This is a genomic window from Cyanobium sp. CH-040, from assembly GCF_024346135.1.
Lineage (GTDB): Bacteria > Cyanobacteriota > Cyanobacteriia > PCC-6307 > Cyanobiaceae > NIES-981.
Genome location: NZ_JAGQCJ010000001.1, coordinates 165,377 through 180,502, shown reverse-complemented (window position 1 = coordinate 180,502; position 15,126 = coordinate 165,377). Strand labels below are relative to the sequence as shown.

Sequence of the window (15,126 nt, the reverse complement as noted above, 5' to 3'; positions counted from 1 at the left end):
AGCCACGTCCCAATCACAGCGCATGCCCTGGCCCTGGCGCCGCAAGACCCGCCGCACCCTGGCCCGGATCGCCATCGAGGGACCGATCGCCGGCGGCACCCGCAAGCGCGTGCTCAAGGCCATCCAGCAGGTGGAGCAGCGCGAATGTCCGGCCCTGCTGCTGCGCATCGACAGCCCCGGCGGCACCGTGGGCGACAGCCAGGAGATCCACGCCGCCCTGCTGCGCCTGCGCCAGAAGGGCTGTCGGGTGGTGGCGAGCTTCGGCAACATCTCCGCCTCGGGCGGGGTGTACATCGGCGTGGCCGCCGAGAAGGTGGTGGCCAACCCGGGCACGATCACCGGCTCGATCGGGGTGATCCTGCGCGGCAACAACATCTCCAAGCTGCTCAAGCGTCTCGGGGTGAGCTTCGAGACCGTCAAGAGCGGCCTGTACAAGGACATCCTCTCGCCGGATCGGGGCCTCACCGAGGACGAGCGGGAGCTGCTGCAGAACCTGATCGACTCCAGCTACGGCCAGTTCGTGGCGGCGGTGGCCGAGGGGCGGGGGCTGCCGGAGAAGAGGGTGCGCGCCTTCGCCGACGGCCGCGTGTTCAGCGGTGCCCAGGCCCTGGAGCTCGGCCTGGTGGACGAACTGGGTGACGAGGAGCGGGCCCGAAGACTGGCGGCGGAGCTGGCGGGTCTGAATCCCGACCGCACCCGGCCCACTGAGTTCGGCGCGCCGCCGAAGCGGTTCGCCGGCCTGATCCCGGGCCGTTCCAGGCTGCGGGCCCTGGTCCAGGGCCTCAGCCTCGAGCTGGGCTGGAGCGGCCAGCCGCTCTGGCTCTGGCGCCCATGAACGCTCCCCTGCAGCTGCGCGCCCTGCGCGGCGCCACCACCGCCACGGCCAACACCAGCGAGGCGATCGGCGAGGCCGTGGCCGAGCTGATGGACGTGCTGGTGGAGCGCAACGGCCTCCACGGCGAGCGGGTGGTGTCGGTGACCTTTTCGGTCACGGCCGACCTGGATGCCTGCTTCCCGGCCGCCATCGCCCGCCGCCGGGAGGGATGGGAGCAGGTGGCGCTGCTGGACTGCCAGCAGATGGCCGTGGCCGGTGACCTGCCCCGCTGCATCCGCCTGCTGGCCCACGCCTGGCTGGACGCCGACCGCCCGGTCTGTCACCCCTACCTGCGCGAAGCGAGCCGACTGCGGCCGGACCGCGCCAGCTAGCGGGCCGGCCACCGTGGGCACCATGGCCCCGGGGTGCTGCAGACAATTGCTGTTCAGCCCTCCCGCCCGCAGCCTCTCCGATGGGTTTTCTGCCTCCGCCCCGGACCCAGCTGAAGCCTGGTGCCGATGGGCACCCCACCAGTGGACGCCCGCGCCGCCGCCTGCCCCGGCTGACCGCCGTCGCCGGCCTTGGGGTGACAGGCATCGCCCTGGCTGCCCTGGCAACCCCGGGGCAGCCGCTCGGACGCCTGGCCGGCGGCCTGGTCGCCCAGCCGGCCCTGGCCCAGGGAACCCCGAGTCTGCTGGAGTTCCGCTGGGAGAACAACCGCGACTACCGCAGGCTGTACTACTACCTGAGCAACACCCAGCGCCTGCGGCGGGCGGACTATTTCCTGATGCTGCGCCCCCGGGATCGCAACAACGCCATCCTCAAGCTCACGGTCACGATCCCCGAGAACTTCGACTCCACGATCGACACCAGCCGGGTCCGGCTGTGCAGGATGCGCGAGGGCGGCATGCTGGCCCGCACCCGCTGCGAGGCCACCATCCCGGCCACGATCGAGCTGAGCGCGAATGGCCGGGCCCTGGAGATCTTCCCCGATGTGCCGGTGCCGGACACCGAGACCATCGGGGTGCACATGCGCCTGTTCAACCCCTTCAACGTGGGCATGTTCCAGTTCAACGCCCTGGCCCAGGCCCCGGGCGACGTGCCGGTGTCCGGCTATCTGGGCAGCTGGCTGATCCAGATCGACCCCAGCGGCGGCTGAGCGCCGCCTGATAGGTTGGCCCTTGCGAAATTTTCAGACGGGCAGAGGGGGGCAACCACAGAGCCATGACCAAGCGCACACTCGAGGGAACCAGCCGTAAGCGCAAGCGGGTGTCCGGCTTCCGCGTGCGCATGCGCACCCACACCGGCCGCCGCGTGATCCGCGCCCGCCGTCGCCGCGGCCGTGCCCGCCTGGCGGTCTGAGCCGCCGATCCTGAGCGTCAGCGCCGATGGCCCTGCCCCAGCGGCACCGGCTGCGCGGCCAGCGGGTCTTCAGCTGCCTGTACCGCAAGGGTCGTGCCTGCCACGGCCCTTTTTTGGTGCTGCGCTGGCTGCCGGCCCGTGCCGACCTGCTCCCCCCCAGCCAGCGCCGCCACCCACCCAGCGCCTGGCGCGCCGGCGTGGTGGTGAGCAGCAAGGTGCACAAGCGGGCGGTGCGGCGCAACCGCCTGCGCCGCCAGCTGCATCAGCAGCTGCTCAGCCAGCCGATCGCGACGGCCGAGGGACCGGTGTGGCTGCTGATCAGCCTCAGGCCCGGCAGCGCCGAACGCGACCGTGACGCCCTGCTGGGAGAATGCCGGGACCTTCTGCAACGGGCAGGTCTGACGCCATGAGCCAGCCGAGCAGTGCCGCAAGCCAGCCGACGATCCAGGAAACCGTGTTCTACGAGGGCGGACCGGCCCGCGGCGATCTGATCCTCAACCTGCTGTTCGGCCTCACCGTGATCGGCCTCCCCTTCGCAGTGGGGGCGATCGTGCGGGCGCTGTGGCTGCGGTTCCGCATCACCAGCCGGCGCATCGAGGTGAACGGCGGTTGGATGGGCCGCGACCGCACCCAGGTGGTGTACAGCCAGATCCGCGAGGTGCGCAGCGTGCCCCGGGGTTTCGGGGCCTGGGGCGACATGGTGCTGGTGCTCAAGGATGGCGCCAAGCTCGAGATGCGCTCGGTGCCGCGTTTCCGCGAGGTCGAGGCCTACATCGACGAGCGCCGCCAGGCCGGCAGCGCCGCCGCCCGACCGAAGGGCATGGCCGCCTGAACTCCCACCGCCCCCCCCCCCCCCCGCGACCCACACCCGCAGCGCTCAGGCACACTGAGCCACGCTGACCTCCTGCTCCCCAGCTCGCCCCGCCGTGATCGGCTACATCTCCGACAACCTGCTGATCCCGATCCTCGATTTCTTCTACGGATTGGTGCCCAGCTACGGCCTGGCGATCATCGCCCTCACCGTGGTGATCCGCCTGGCCCTGTTCCCGCTGAGCGCCGGCTCGATCCGCAACGCCCGCCGCATGCGCATCGCCCAGCCGGTGATGCAGCAGCGCCAGGCCGAAATCAAGAGCCGCTACGCCAACAACCCCCAGAAGCAGCAGGAGGAGCTGGGCAAGCTGATGAAGGAGTTCGGCAGCCCGCTGGCGGGCTGCCTGCCCCTGCTGGTGCAGATGCCGATCCTGTTCGCCCTGTTCGCCACCCTGCGCGGCTCACCGTTCGCCGACGTGCCCTACACCTTCAACCTCAAGGTGCTGCCGGCCGATCAGATCGCCGCGGTGGAGACCAAGCCCTTCAACACCGCCAGCCACTCCATCTTCCTCTCCGCCACCAACCACCTGCCCGTGATCGGCAGCCTCGAGGGCGGCACCAAGCTGGGTGTGGGTGACCGGCAGACGGTGAGCCTGCACACCAAGAGCGGCGAGAGTTTCAGCTCCGTGCTCGGCGGCGTCGACCAGGGCGCCGCTTTCCAGCCCACCTGGAAGGTCACCAAGGGCGAGGGCGTGGTGAGTGTGGACGCCAATGGCACCATCACCGCCCTGGCGCCGGGCGATGCCACTGTGGAGGGCACGATTCCCGGCCTGGCCGCCCGCAGCGGCTTCCTGTTCATCCAGGCCCTGGGCCGGGTGGGCTTCATGGGCGATGGCGGGGTCAACTGGGACATCGCCATCCTCGTGGCGGCCTTCGGCGCCACGCTCTTCCTCTCCCAGATCCTCTCGGGCATGGGGATGCCCCCCAACCCCCAGCAGGCCACCGCCAACAAGATCACGCCGGTGATGATCACGGCGATGTTCCTGTTCTTCCCGCTGCCGGCCGGGGTCCTGCTCTACATGGTCGTGGCCAACATCTTCCAGGCTCTGCAGACCTTCCTGCTCACCCGTGAGGCCCTGCCTGAGAACCTGCAGAAGATTCTCGATCAGCAGCTGGCGCAGCAGGCGGTCACCGTTGGCGCCAGTGCCACGGGCGGCGCCCCCAGCGACCGTCTGCCGTTCGAGCCCAAGAGCCGCAAGTAGCCGCCATGCCCGGCCGCCCCGCAGGCTCCTCGGCGATTCCCCCGCTCCGCCCGGTGCCCGTCCAGGACCTCCGGGCTCTGGCCGAAGGGCGCACCTGGCAACTGGAGCACCGGCTGCCGGAGCTGGCCAGCCTCACCCCCGTGCGCGGCTGGCTGCGGGCCGTGCACCGCGGCAGCGTGCTGGAGGTGGAGGGCGAGGCGGACACGATCGTCACCCTCAGCTGTGATCGCTGCCTGCAGCAGTACAACCACCCCCTCCGCTTCCGCACCCGCGAGCTGCTCTGGCTCCGCCAGGCTGACGGGGAGCCGGAGGTCGAGCCCGAGCCTGAGGCCCATGACCTCCCCCTCGACCTGGAGCCCGATGCCGGCGACGAGACCATCGACCCACGCGGCAGCTTCGATCCGGCCCACTGGACCTTCGAGCAGCTCAGCCTCCAGCTGCCCCTGGTGAACCGCTGCGGCGCGGACTGCCCCGGCCCGGCGGCCTGGGGCAGCAGCGAGGCTGGGACTGATCCGCGGTGGGCGGGCCTGGCGGCCCTGCGGCTGCCTTCCGAGCAGCCGCCGGCGGATCCATGAGCGCCCCCGGCTGGTGTGATCAGCTGGACCTGCTGATCCGTTCCCGCACCCCGATTCTCTGGATCCGCAGCCTGGAGGAGGAGCGTGTGGAGGCGCTGCTGCAGCAGGCGGCGGTGCGCCTGGGCAACCGCACCCTGCTGCGCTGGGATTTCATCGACGGCCTCCAGGGCGCCCCCAACCGCCAGGGGGAGGCGGCCCGCAATCCGATGGCGGCCCTGGCCTGCCTCGATGCCCTGCCCCCCGACCAGGGCGCGATCCTGCTGCTGCGCGACTTCCACCGCTACTGCGAGGACGCGGGCATCTGCCGCCGCCTGCGCAACCTGGCCGGGCAGCTGCGGCAGGCGCCCCGCACGCTGGTGATCACGGCGCCGGAATGGCAGCTGCCCCAGGAGCTGGACGACAGCGTCACGGTGCTGGAGCTGCCGCTTCCCGATGCCGCCGAGATCGGCCGCCTGCTGGGGTCGATCGCCGCGGCCTGCGGTCAGCCCCTGGCCTCCGGCGTGCTGACCCAGCTCAGCTCCGCCTGCCATGGCCTCAGCGAGCAGCGGGTGCGCCAGCTGGCGGCCCGGGCCCTGGCCCGCCGCGGCCGCCTCAGCGAGGAGGATCTGGCCGAGGTGCTGGAGGAGAAGCGCCAGGCCATCGCCAAGAGCGAGCTGCTGGAGTACTGCCCCAGCGAGGCCACCCCCGCCGACATCGGCGGACTCAAGGCGCTCAAGCACTGGCTGGAGCAGCGCCGCATGGCCTTCAGCGACGAGGCCCAGCGCTATGGCCTGCCCCTGCCGCGGGGCGTGCTGCTGGTGGGCCCCCAGGGCACCGGCAAGTCGCTCACCGCCAAGGCCATCGCCCACAGCTGGGGCATGCCTCTGCTGCGCCTGGATGTGGGCCGCCTGTTCGCCGGGCTGGTGGGCGCCAGCGAGGCCCGCACCCGCGAGATGATCCAGCGGGCCGAGGCCATGGCCCCCTGCGTGCTCTGGATCGACGAGATCGACAAGGGCTTCGGGGGCGACTCCCGCAGCGACGGCGGCACCAGCCAGCGGGTGCTGGGCACCGTGCTCACCTGGATGGCGGAGAAGACCAGCGCCGTGTTCGTGGTGGCCACCGCCAATGCCGTGGAGCGGCTGCCCGGCGAACTGCTGCGCAAGGGGCGGTTCGACGAGATCTTCCTGCTGGATCTGCCCAGCCCCGAGGAGCGCCGCGCCATCCTCGATCTGCAGCTGCGCCGTCGCCGGCCCGATCACCGCATTCCACTGGAGGTGCTGGTGGACCGCACCGCCGGCTTCTCCGGTGCCGAGCTGGAGCAGACCGTGATCGAGGCCATGCACCTGGCCTTCGCCGAGGGTCGCGAATTCACCGAGGCCGACCTGGTGGCGGCGGCCACCCAGGTGGTGCCGCTCTCCCGCACCGCCCGCGAACAACTGGAACACCTGCAGGAGTGGGCCCGCGGCGGCCGGGCCCGGCCGGCGTCGAGATTACGCGGTATGACGAACTCCGACGCGGCGTAACAAGGCCACGCCTGGTCTGGGTGCAGCACGGGCAGCGCCCCTACGGTCGATTCAACCGCCCGCTGTCCGTGACCCCCAGCCCCACTCCCCGCGACCGCAGTGAGCTGTTCACCCAGCTGGCCGTGGCCAGTCTCGGTGCCGGTGTGGTCACCAGCGTGGCCGTGGCACAGGGGCAGAACCCTCTCACGGCCCTGGGCATCACGCTGTTCTCGGCGGTGGCGGCCGTGATGGCCGGCCAGCTGCTCTGAGCCCAGCCCTCGACAACGGGGGTCGGGACAGCTGTTCTCAACGCGGCCAGCTGTTCAAAATGGACAATCGATCAGCTGGGTGGCGCGATTTAGCGGCACCAGCAGCGAGGCTGCAAGCTGAAGTGATCCCGCCCCGCCCTCCAGGAGCTCCGCCGATGGCATCACCGCGCAATCCCGGAAGCTGCTTGTCAGCAGCGCTGATGGCGGCCCTGGTGGCCAGCGCCGGTCAGCTGCCGGCTCTTGCCGCCCTGCCTTCGGCCGTACAGTCCGGTCAATCTCACCGAGCCGAGTCGCGTCTGAATCCTGCCGGCAGCCCGATGCTGCTTGCCGAGAAGAAAGATGATGACGACGACAAGAAGAAAAAGAAGAAGAAGTCAACAGACAACCAGAGATCTCCTCAAAAACAACAGGATCGGCAGCAGCACCAGCAGCAGAAGCCGAAGTCTCAGCAGAAAAAGTCCTCCGATCAAGACCGTCAGAATCGCCAGAAGCAAGGATCCGGCCAACCGGCAAACAACCGGCTGAACGAGAAGCAGCGCGAGCGGATCTACGAACAGGGCCGCCAGGAGGGTCTTCAGAAAGGCAGGCAGAAAGGATTCGAGAAGGGGCGGGACAGAGGGTTCGAGGAGGGATTCGACAAAGGCAAGCAGAAAGGTTTCCGCAAGGGATATGACCTCGGCCATGACCGCGGCAGAAAGCGCCAGCAGTGGAGCTCCTGGGACCGCAATCAATGGCGCCGCTACAACACCACGCGCCGCAACATCTGGGTCACTCCAGTGACCTACAGGCCGGCTTACGCCGGCTATCCGGCATGGGCGCGCAATTCCAACTGGGGCTACTCCCGTCCCTGGGGCGGTGGCTGGTACCAGTCGTCGAGCAACCCCTACTGGAGCTGGTGGGCAGGCCAGGCGCTCGGCTGGGGCGTGAACGCTCTGACGACAGCGCTGATCGTGAACAACGCCATGAACAACGCCATCCGCCAGTCGCGACCCACGCTGGCGGTGCCGAACAGCAACTGGCAGCTGTACTACGGCACGGTGCAGCCAGTGGATGACACGCTGGTGACCTTTGTGGTCAACAACGGCACGAATCATTTCCAGATGCAGGCCGACTGCGATGACGGCCTGCTCAACGGCGAGGTGCCCACCACCTATGCCGAGGCGGAACTGATCAACACCGCCTGTCAGATCACCTACGGCAGCATCTGAGGCAGCTCCCGGGGATGGCTGGGCCCGATGGGCTCATCCAGCCCCCCAGAGCTCGAGCAGCGCGGCGCGATCGGTGCTGGTGAAACCCGACACCGGTGAACCGGAATAGATGTAGGACATCACGGTGTCACTGCTGTCAAACCGACGCGAAAACGGCTTGCCGTAGGGATGGTCCAGGCCGAGGGCATGGCCGATCTCATGAACGATCGTCCAGCGCTCACTGCCGCTGAGGCGATCGCCAGCCCTGTTCTCCCAGCGGATGTCGAACCAGCCACGGTTGCGGGTGATCTCACCCAGCAGGTCGGGCTCGGTGAAGCTCTTCACGCGATAGAAGTCGATCGCGGTGCTGGCGCGGCCGGCCGTCTCCACGAAGCGCAGGCCGGTGAGCCGGTCCACTTCCGCCAGGGTGGAGCGGATGAACCGCGCTTCCGGCCTGGAGATCGGCTCCAGCCGGGTGCCGTCCGCCAGCTTCCGGGGCCGGCCGTTGATCCAGTAGCGCACCTTGGTGCCACCGGCGAAACGTCGCAGACTGCGGGCCCAGCGACGATCGATGATGGCACCGACCGGCAACGTCACGGGCGAATCCAGTGGTGGACCCAACCCTACCGGCGTCCCGGCCGGAAGGAAGGGAGAGGCCCTGCGGGCACTGATGCCCGCACTGGCGAACAAGACCTACTTCAACTACGGCGGCCAGGGCCCCCTGCCAACCCCCAGCCTGGAGGCCATCACCAGCACCTGGCAGCGGATCCAGGAGCTGGGACCGTTCACCACGGAGGTATGGCCCCTCGTTGAGGCGACCATGGCCGCGCTGCGCCAGCGCCTCGCCGGCTGGCTGGGGGTGCCCGCCGATCAGCTGGCCTTCACCGAGAACGTCACCAGCGGCTGCGTGCTGCCCCTCTGGGGTCTGCCCTGGCGCCCTGGCGATCAGCTGCTGGTGAGTGACTGCGAGCACCCGGGGGTGGTGGCGGCCTGCCGGGAGCTGGCCCGGAGGCAGGGACTGGAGCTGCACACCCTGGTGGTGAGGGATCTGCTGGAGGGGCCGGAGGCAACGGCTGCGGCCCTGATGGCGCGGCTGGAGGCGGCGCTCACCCCAGCCAGCCGCCTGGTGGTGCTCTCCCATCTGCTCTGGAACACCGGCCAGGTGATGCCCATCGACCGGGTGGCCGCACGGCTCGGGGCTCATCCCCGCCGGCCCTGGCTGCTGGTGGATGCGGCCCAGTCGCTGGGGTCGATCCCGGTGGCGACGGCCGCCGCCGCCGCGGACATCTATGCCTGCACCGGCCACAAATGGTGCTGCGGGCCGGAGGGACTGGGGGTGGTGGCGCTGTCGCGGCGGCTGCTGGCCGAAGCCCAGCCCACGCTGATCGGCTGGCGCAGCCTTGGCCAGGAGGGTTCGGCGGAGAGCGACTTTCATGCCGATGCCCGCCGCTTCGAGGTGGCCACCTCCTGCCTGCCCCTGTTCGCCGGGCTGAACCGCTCCCTGGAACTGCTGGAGGCCGAGGGCAATGCGGAACAGCGGCTCCAGAGGAGCCGCTCCCTGGCGGCTGAGCTCTGGCAACGGCTTGGGGACATGCCGGGGGTCGTGCCGCTGCTGAAGGTGCCACCCCCGGCAGGGCTGGTGAGCTTCACCGTGGCGGGCCAGGCACCTGAGGCGGTGGTGGGCGGTCTGGGGCAGCGGCGGATCTGGCTGCGCAGCCTCGACGATCCCCACTGCCTGCGGGCCTGCACCCACGTCACGAGCACCGCAGACGACCTGGATCTGCTCATGGCCGCGCTCGCCGAACAGCTGGCCGTGACCTGATCGGCCTGATGGGGAGCTGAGCCCTGCACGAACGTGAGGCCAAACATCAGGAACCCTGGCCGGGAATCCAGCCAGGGCTCTGAATCAACTGCCTGTCGATCAGTTCGAAATCAATTCGAACTGTTACCGGCCATCGCCACAGGGATTCTGGGCACGGGGAATCCATTGCTGCCCAGCACATCAACGATCATGCGGTTGGTGTCGAAATAGACCTGCCAGTAGTTATCGGTGTGGGTGTAAGGACGGACGGCAAGCTTTGGACCCCGCTCCGTGAACTCGAGCACCTCCACGTCGCCCTCCTTACCCTCGAACTGATTGGGGACGCGCTTGAGACCTTCCTTGAGCAGGCTGATGGCCCGGCCCACATCTGCAGAATTATCAAGCTGAGCCACAAGCTCGACACGACGATAATCGTGAACCGAAAAGTTCTGAATGTTATCCGAGAAGAGCTTGCTGTTCGGGATGATGTTGCGGACGTTATCCGGGGCCAGGACGGAGGTTACGAACATCCCGATCTCCTCCACGGTTCCTGTCACCCCGGCAGCCGTGATGAAGTCACCCACGCTGAAGGGCCTGAAGATCTGCAGAAACACACCGGCGGCGAAGTTGCCGAGCATGCCGCTCCAGGCGGCACCGATCGCCACACCCGCACCAGCCAGGAGAGCGGCAAAGCTGGCCGTCTGGATCCCGAAGAAGCCAAGGATGGCCACCACCAGAATCACCCGCAGCGCAGCAGCGGCGATGTTCAGCAGGTAGGTGATGACCGTGGCATCGAGGGCGCCATTGCGCAGGCTGCGGCGCAGAATCCGCATCCCAAACTGAATCAGCCAATTACCGGCGATCCAGAGAGCAACGGCCCCGAGGACCTTGAACAGGAAAGGGACAAGCGTGGAGGCTACGAGGCTTGGCAGGTCGGGCACGGGAATTCGAAACCAGTTGGCGCACGCTCAAGATTAGAGCTGTCGTGCGAATCGGCGAGCAATTTTTCGATTCCGGCAACAAAGAATGAGTTCCCAGAAACCCTGCCCGTGCCGTGGGCAGCCTCACCACTGCTGGAGTGGTGGCAACCTGCCGGAACCAGGTCGACGTCAGCGGCCCGAGCTGCATTCCCTGCTGGTTGGTGTCTGGTTCGGGGCCGGGAGGTCACCGGCTCCTGTCCGTCCCCGGTCGCCGTCATCAACCGGTGCCTGGGAGTCCTGGACCTTGAGCATGAATGCTGCGCTTGGGAAGCAAGGCTGCTGGAGCAGGTCACCGGAGGATCGATCCTGCTGCCAGGGACGCGTGGTCTGGCCAGAGTGTGAGCGTCACCGGAAGTGCCGCCATGTCTCCCTCGCGTTCCCCAGGCCAGGGCCTGCTCCTCACCGCCTGCGCCGCCGGAGTGAGCTGTCTTGCCCTGCTTGCGGCGCCACTGCCACCCGTGGCCGCGCAGAGCGCCGGGGGACCGACGCCAGCGGCTGCAAACGAAAAGAACTCTCCCTACGCAGCAAGCCAGGACGAAACGACCAAGCCGGACCAGGACGGCGCCGCCGGCGTGCCCGAGCAGATGCAAGGCAGCGAGGCGAAGGACAGCTCCAAGAATTCACCGTTTGCTGGGGCGAAGGAGAGCAACACGGAGGTCTACCAGGAACTGCGGGTGGATCGCAGACGCGGCTGGCTGCTGCTGGTGCCTGTGGGCCTGGCGGCCCTGAGCTATGCGGGTCTGAAGAGCCAGGAGCGGAGGCACGGCTGACCAGGACGCCGGCAGGGGCTGGTTCACTACCGGGTCCCCCATCCCAGATCTCCGCCCTTCCGGCACCGCCAGCCCCTGGGGAGTTCGTCGATCAGTCGGCGGCGCTGCCGCCTTCCAGCAGGTGACGTTGCACCCATCCGGCCAGAAGGGCGCCGGCGATCGGCGCCACCCAGAACAGCCACAGCTGGGCCGTGGCGCTGCCCCCGACCCAGAGGGCCACGCCGGTGCTGCGGGCAGGGTTCACCGAGGTGTTGGTGACCGGAATGCTGATCAGGTGAATGAGGGTGAGGGACAGCCCGATGGGCACGCCAGCCATGCTTGCAATCGCGTCCCGATGGGTGCAGCCCAGGATCACCAGCAGGAAGATGAAGGTGAGCACCACCTCGATCACGAGCGCCGACATCAACCCGTAGCCACCCGGCGAGTGGGCACCGAAGCCATTGGTCGCAAGCGGGTTTGAGCCGGAGAGTTCGAAGCCGGGGCGACCGCTGGCGACCACATAGATCAGGCCACCGGCGATCGTGGCACCCAGCACCTGGGCCACGATGTAGGGAAGCAGGTGGGAACCGGGCATGCGGCCACTGGCCCAGAGGCCGAAGCTCACCGCCGGATTGATGTGGCAGCCCGAGATGTGACCGATGGCATAGGCCATCGTGAGCACCGTGAGGCCGAAGGCGAGGGCCACACCGAGGAAACCGAGGCCGAGAGGGTTGGCATCGGACTGTGCGTAGGGGAAGACGGCGGCCAGCACCGCGCTGCCGCAACCGCCGAGCACCAGCCAGAAGGTGCCGATCAGTTCCGCCAGGAACCGCCTGGACATGGGTGGTGCAGAAGCCATTGCGGGCGCTCAAATCGGCAGCATGGTACCGATCGGCTCTCGCCTCCCCGGCCAAGGTGCGCGATTCCTGTCCGGCCCGGGCTCAGGCGCCGATGCGGAGGCGCAGCGCCCTCTCGGCCTCCTCCCGGTCGTCGAAATGCACCTTGGTGGTGCCGAGGATCTGGTAGTCCTCGTGCCCCTTGCCGGCGATCAGCACCAGATCGTCCGCGGCGGCAGCGGCGATGGCGGAGGCGATGGCCGACGCCCGGTCGGCATCGACCTGGAGGTCGGTGCCCGCCGGGATGCCCGCCAGCACGTCCTCGAGGATCCGCTGGGGATCCTCGGTGCGCGGATTGTCGGAGGTCACGACCACCCGGTCGGCCAGGCGGGCGGCGATGGCGCCCATCTGGGGCCGCTTGCTGCGGTCGCGGTCGCCGCCGCAGCCGAACACGCAGATCAGCCGCCCGCCGCTGAAGGGCCGGCAGGCCAGCAGGGCGTTCTCCAGACCGTCGGGAGTGTGGGCGTAGTCCACCAGCACCGCGGGCCGTCCTTCGGCGGCGCCGGCGCTCACCCGCTCCATCCGCCCGGGCACCCCCCGGAACCCGGCGACGCCCTCCAGCAGCCGGGCCAGGGGGAGGCCCTGCTGCTGGAGGGCCCCCACGGCCTGGAGCAGGTTCATCAGGTTGAAACGGCCCACCAGTGGGGAGCGGAAGCGGCCCTCCCCCAGGGGTGTGCGCAGCCGGCCGCTCACCCCCTCGCTGTCCATCTCCAGGCAATCGATGAACAGCTCCGCCTGCGGATCCTCCAGGGAACTGCGCCAGCAGGCCGGACCGAGCCCCTGCGCCAGCCGGGCCCCCCAGGGGTCGTCGCTGTTCACCACGGCCCTGGGCCGCCCGTCGGCGGGGAGCAGGGGCTCGGCGAAGAGCAGCGCCTTCGCCTCGAAATAGGCCTCCATCGAGGGGTGGTAGTCCAGATGGTCCTGGGTGAGGTTGGTGAACACCGCCCCGGCGAAACGGCAGCCCGCCACCCGCTGCTGGTCGAGGGCGTGGGAGCTCACCTCCATCGCCCCGATGCCTGCCCCCGCCTCGACGGCCTGGCTCAGCTGGGCCTGCAGAAGATCGGCGAAGCCGGTGGTGTGCTGGGCGGTGACGCAGTGGCCGGGCCAGCGGTTCACCAGGGTGCCGAACAGGGCTGAGGGGTGGCCGGCGGCATCGGCCAGATGCTCGATCAGATGGGTGGTGGTGGTCTTGCCGTTGGTGCCGGTCACGCCGATCAGCGCCAGCCGCTGGCTGGGCTGGCCCCAGAAGGCCGCCGCCAGCTGTCCGGCCCAGCGCGTCACCGGCTCCTCCACCACCAGCACGGGGTCCTCGGCGGCGGGTGGATCCGCATCCGCCGCCGCCGGACCGACCACGGCGGCGGCGGCGCCGGCGGCAAGCGCCTGACGCCAGTACCGTCCCCCATCGACACGGGTGCCGGGAAGCCCCACGAACAGGGTGCCGGGGCCGAGGCGGCGTGAATCGCAGCTGATGCTCTCGACCTGTGCATCCGCGAGGGCGGCCGGCACCTCCAGACCCACCTGGCGAAGAAGGGAATGAAGGGAGAAGGCCATGACCCACCGGGTGCGGATGCGCCTTTCTAGTGCCCCAGCCCTCCCTGCGCCCGGCCCCTCACCGCCCGGCCCCTCAGCCGGAGCAGTGGCGGTCCAGCCAGCTGCGCAGGGGCTGGCCCTGGAGCCGGGGCGGCACCCGCGGGAGCTGCACGGGTTGCGCCCCATCCCGGCAGTGCAGCAGCACCGGCACCTCGAGTCCGTAGCGGGCCTGGAGGGCGGGGTCCCGGTCCACGTCCACCACGGTCAGCTCCGGCGCAGGCTCGAGGGCCAGCAGCTTCACTTCGAGCCCCTCGCACAGGCAGCAGCCGGCGCGGCTGTAGAGCAGCAGCGACAGGGAGCGGCTCACGCGTCCGGCACCGGGTCGCAGCCGCAGGGGCTGAAGGGATGGCAGCGCAGCAGCCGGCGCAGGGTGAGCCAGCCGCCCCGCCAGGGACCGTGGCGGCTGATCGCCTCCAGGCCGTAGGCGCTGCAGCTGGGGATGAAGCGGCAGCGGGGGCCGAGCAGGGGCGAGATCCAGCGGCGGTAGAAGCCGATCAGGGCGAGCAGCAGCAGCGCCACCAGCCGGGTGGCCGGGCCGCTGTCGGCGCCGGCCACTGCAGCCAGCCCGGGGCTGGGGGTCAGGCCGAGCCCCCGGGGGCCGACGGATAGGATCGAACGTTGGCGCTGCAACGCAAGGCCAGCGGGAGACCATCCCAGCATGGCCCGGGCAGGGCGGCGCCAGCGACCTGTCCTTCGAACCGTCTTCATGTCTCGCTACCGCGGCCCTCGCCTGAGGATCACGCGGCGCTTGGGAGACCTTCCCGGTCTCACCCGTAAGTCCGCCAAGCGGTCTTATCCCCCCGGTCAGCACGGCCAAGCCCGTCGCAAGCGCTCCGAATACGCCATCCGCCTGGAAGAGAAGCAGAAGCTTCGCTTCAACTACGGCATCTCCGAGCGGCAGCTCGTCCGCTACGTCAAGAAAGCCCGTGCCCAGGGCGGTTCCACCGGAACCAACCTGCTCAAGCTGCTCGAGAACCGTCTCGACAACATCTGTTTCCGCCTCGGCTTCGGTCCCACCGTGCCCGGCGCCCGTCAGCTCGTGAACCACGGCCACGTGACCGTGAACGGCCGCGTCGTGGACATCGCCAGCTACCAGTGCAAGCCCGGCGACGTGGTGGCCATCCGCGAGCGCAAGCAGAGCAAGAAACTGGCCGAGGGCAACCTGGAGTTCCCAGGTCTGGCCAACATCCCGCCCCACCTCGAGTTCGACAAGGCCAAACTCAGCGCCAAGGTGAACGGCAGGTGCGAGCGCGAGTGGGTCGCCCTCGAGATCAACGAACTGCTGGTGGTGGAGTACTACTCCCGCAAGGTCTGAACCAGCCCGCGTTCCGCATCAGCGTCCCGCACGGG

The 15,126-nt window shown here is 69.3% G+C and carries 20 protein-coding genes; 14 read left to right on the top strand and 6 right to left on the bottom strand.

The window, feature by feature from the left end:
• The first annotated feature begins 22 nt into the window (after positions 1-22).
• The 11 genes from sppA (at position 23) to KBY90_RS00990 (ending at position 7,781) form a co-directional block, all read left to right on the top strand.
• Positions 23-835, top strand: a complete 813-nt coding sequence (sppA, locus tag KBY90_RS01040) for a signal peptide peptidase SppA (protein ID WP_254966540.1) — start codon at positions 23-25, stop codon at positions 833-835.
• Positions 832-1,206: a chorismate mutase gene (gene aroH, locus KBY90_RS01035; RefSeq protein ID WP_254966539.1), complete on the top strand. Its 375-nt coding sequence runs from the start codon at positions 832-834 to the stop codon at positions 1,204-1,206. Before sppA ends, aroH begins: the two co-directional genes overlap by 4 nt.
• A gap of 80 nt (positions 1,207-1,286) precedes the next feature.
• On the top strand, positions 1,287-1,973 hold the full coding sequence (locus tag KBY90_RS01030; protein WP_315858690.1) for a DUF2808 domain-containing protein: 687 nt from the start codon (positions 1,287-1,289) through the stop codon (positions 1,971-1,973).
• A gap of 65 nt (positions 1,974-2,038) precedes the next feature.
• Entirely contained in the window at positions 2,039-2,176 is a 138-nt protein-coding gene (rpmH, locus tag KBY90_RS01025) for a 50S ribosomal protein L34 (RefSeq protein WP_197212825.1), read from the top strand.
• Between the two features lie 26 nt (positions 2,177-2,202).
• Positions 2,203-2,586 carry a ribonuclease P protein component gene (gene rnpA, locus KBY90_RS01020; RefSeq protein WP_254966538.1) on the top strand — a complete coding sequence of 128 codons (384 nt, stop codon included), beginning with the start codon at positions 2,203-2,205 and terminating at the stop codon, positions 2,584-2,586.
• A complete protein-coding gene (locus KBY90_RS01015; RefSeq protein WP_254966537.1) occupies positions 2,583-3,008 on the top strand; it encodes a PH domain-containing protein in 426 nt (141 codons plus the stop codon). Before rnpA ends, KBY90_RS01015 begins: the two co-directional genes overlap by 4 nt.
• Positions 3,009-3,102: 94 nt before the next feature.
• Positions 3,103-4,248 carry a membrane protein insertase YidC gene (gene yidC / locus KBY90_RS01010; protein WP_254966536.1) on the top strand — a complete coding sequence of 382 codons (1,146 nt, stop codon included), beginning with the start codon at positions 3,103-3,105 and terminating at the stop codon, positions 4,246-4,248.
• A gap of 53 nt (positions 4,249-4,301) precedes the next feature.
• The gene (locus tag KBY90_RS01005; protein WP_254966535.1) at positions 4,302-4,823 is read left to right on the top strand and encodes a DUF177 domain-containing protein; all 522 of its coding nucleotides are present in this window, start codon (positions 4,302-4,304) and stop codon (positions 4,821-4,823) included.
• Complete coding sequence (locus tag KBY90_RS01000; protein WP_254966534.1) at positions 4,820-6,325, top strand: AAA family ATPase; 1,506 nt, start codon at positions 4,820-4,822, stop codon at positions 6,323-6,325. The genes KBY90_RS01005 and KBY90_RS01000 overlap by 4 nt, the downstream gene beginning before the upstream one ends.
• A gap of 68 nt (positions 6,326-6,393) precedes the next feature.
• Positions 6,394-6,573: a hypothetical protein gene (locus tag KBY90_RS00995; RefSeq protein ID WP_254966533.1), complete on the top strand. Its 180-nt coding sequence runs from the start codon at positions 6,394-6,396 to the stop codon at positions 6,571-6,573.
• 200 nt (positions 6,574-6,773) lie between these two features.
• Entirely contained in the window at positions 6,774-7,781 is a 1,008-nt protein-coding gene (locus KBY90_RS00990) for a hypothetical protein (RefSeq protein ID WP_254966532.1), read from the top strand.
• 33 nt (positions 7,782-7,814) lie between these two features.
• Here the strand turns inward: KBY90_RS00990 and KBY90_RS00985 are convergent, their stop codons facing one another.
• The gene (locus KBY90_RS00985; protein WP_254966531.1) at positions 7,815-8,357 is read right to left on the bottom strand and encodes a hypothetical protein; all 543 of its coding nucleotides are present in this window, start codon (positions 8,355-8,357) and stop codon (positions 7,815-7,817) included.
• 73 nt (positions 8,358-8,430) lie between these two features.
• Between KBY90_RS00985 and KBY90_RS00980 the strand changes: the two genes are divergently transcribed.
• Positions 8,431-9,582, top strand: coding sequence for an aminotransferase class V-fold PLP-dependent enzyme (locus tag KBY90_RS00980; RefSeq protein WP_254966530.1), 1,152 nt, complete (start codon positions 8,431-8,433; stop codon positions 9,580-9,582).
• 110 nt (positions 9,583-9,692) lie between these two features.
• On the opposite strand, the gene KBY90_RS00975 is transcribed toward KBY90_RS00980, so the two are convergent.
• Positions 9,693-10,502, bottom strand: coding sequence for a mechanosensitive ion channel family protein (locus KBY90_RS00975; protein ID WP_254966529.1), 810 nt, complete (start codon positions 10,500-10,502; stop codon positions 9,693-9,695).
• A gap of 497 nt (positions 10,503-10,999) precedes the next feature.
• Between KBY90_RS00975 and KBY90_RS00970 the strand changes: the two genes are divergently transcribed.
• On the top strand, positions 11,000-11,311 hold the full coding sequence (locus KBY90_RS00970) for a hypothetical protein (RefSeq protein WP_254966528.1): 312 nt from the start codon (positions 11,000-11,002) through the stop codon (positions 11,309-11,311).
• A 91-nt stretch (positions 11,312-11,402) separates the two neighbouring features.
• On the opposite strand, the gene aqpZ is transcribed toward KBY90_RS00970, so the two are convergent.
• From aqpZ to yidD, 4 genes are all read right to left on the bottom strand, one after another.
• Positions 11,403-12,131 carry an aquaporin Z gene (gene aqpZ / locus KBY90_RS00965; RefSeq protein ID WP_254966526.1) on the bottom strand — a complete coding sequence of 243 codons (729 nt, stop codon included), beginning with the start codon at positions 12,129-12,131 and terminating at the stop codon, positions 11,403-11,405.
• A 100-nt stretch (positions 12,132-12,231) separates the two neighbouring features.
• Positions 12,232-13,737: a UDP-N-acetylmuramoyl-L-alanyl-D-glutamate--2,6-diaminopimelate ligase gene (locus KBY90_RS00960; RefSeq protein ID WP_254966525.1), complete on the bottom strand. Its 1,506-nt coding sequence runs from the start codon at positions 13,735-13,737 to the stop codon at positions 12,232-12,234.
• Positions 13,738-13,810: 73 nt separating this feature from the next.
• Positions 13,811-14,083, bottom strand: coding sequence for a glutaredoxin family protein (locus tag KBY90_RS00955; RefSeq protein ID WP_254966523.1), 273 nt, complete (start codon positions 14,081-14,083; stop codon positions 13,811-13,813).
• A complete protein-coding gene (yidD, locus tag KBY90_RS00950; protein ID WP_254966521.1) occupies positions 14,080-14,331 on the bottom strand; it encodes a membrane protein insertion efficiency factor YidD in 252 nt (83 codons plus the stop codon). Before yidD ends, KBY90_RS00955 begins: the two co-directional genes overlap by 4 nt.
• 151 nt (positions 14,332-14,482) lie before the next feature.
• Between yidD and rpsD the strand changes: the two genes are divergently transcribed.
• Positions 14,483-15,091, top strand: a complete 609-nt coding sequence (gene rpsD, locus KBY90_RS00945; protein WP_254966520.1) for a 30S ribosomal protein S4 — start codon at positions 14,483-14,485, stop codon at positions 15,089-15,091.
• Positions 15,092-15,126 lie beyond the last annotated feature (35 nt).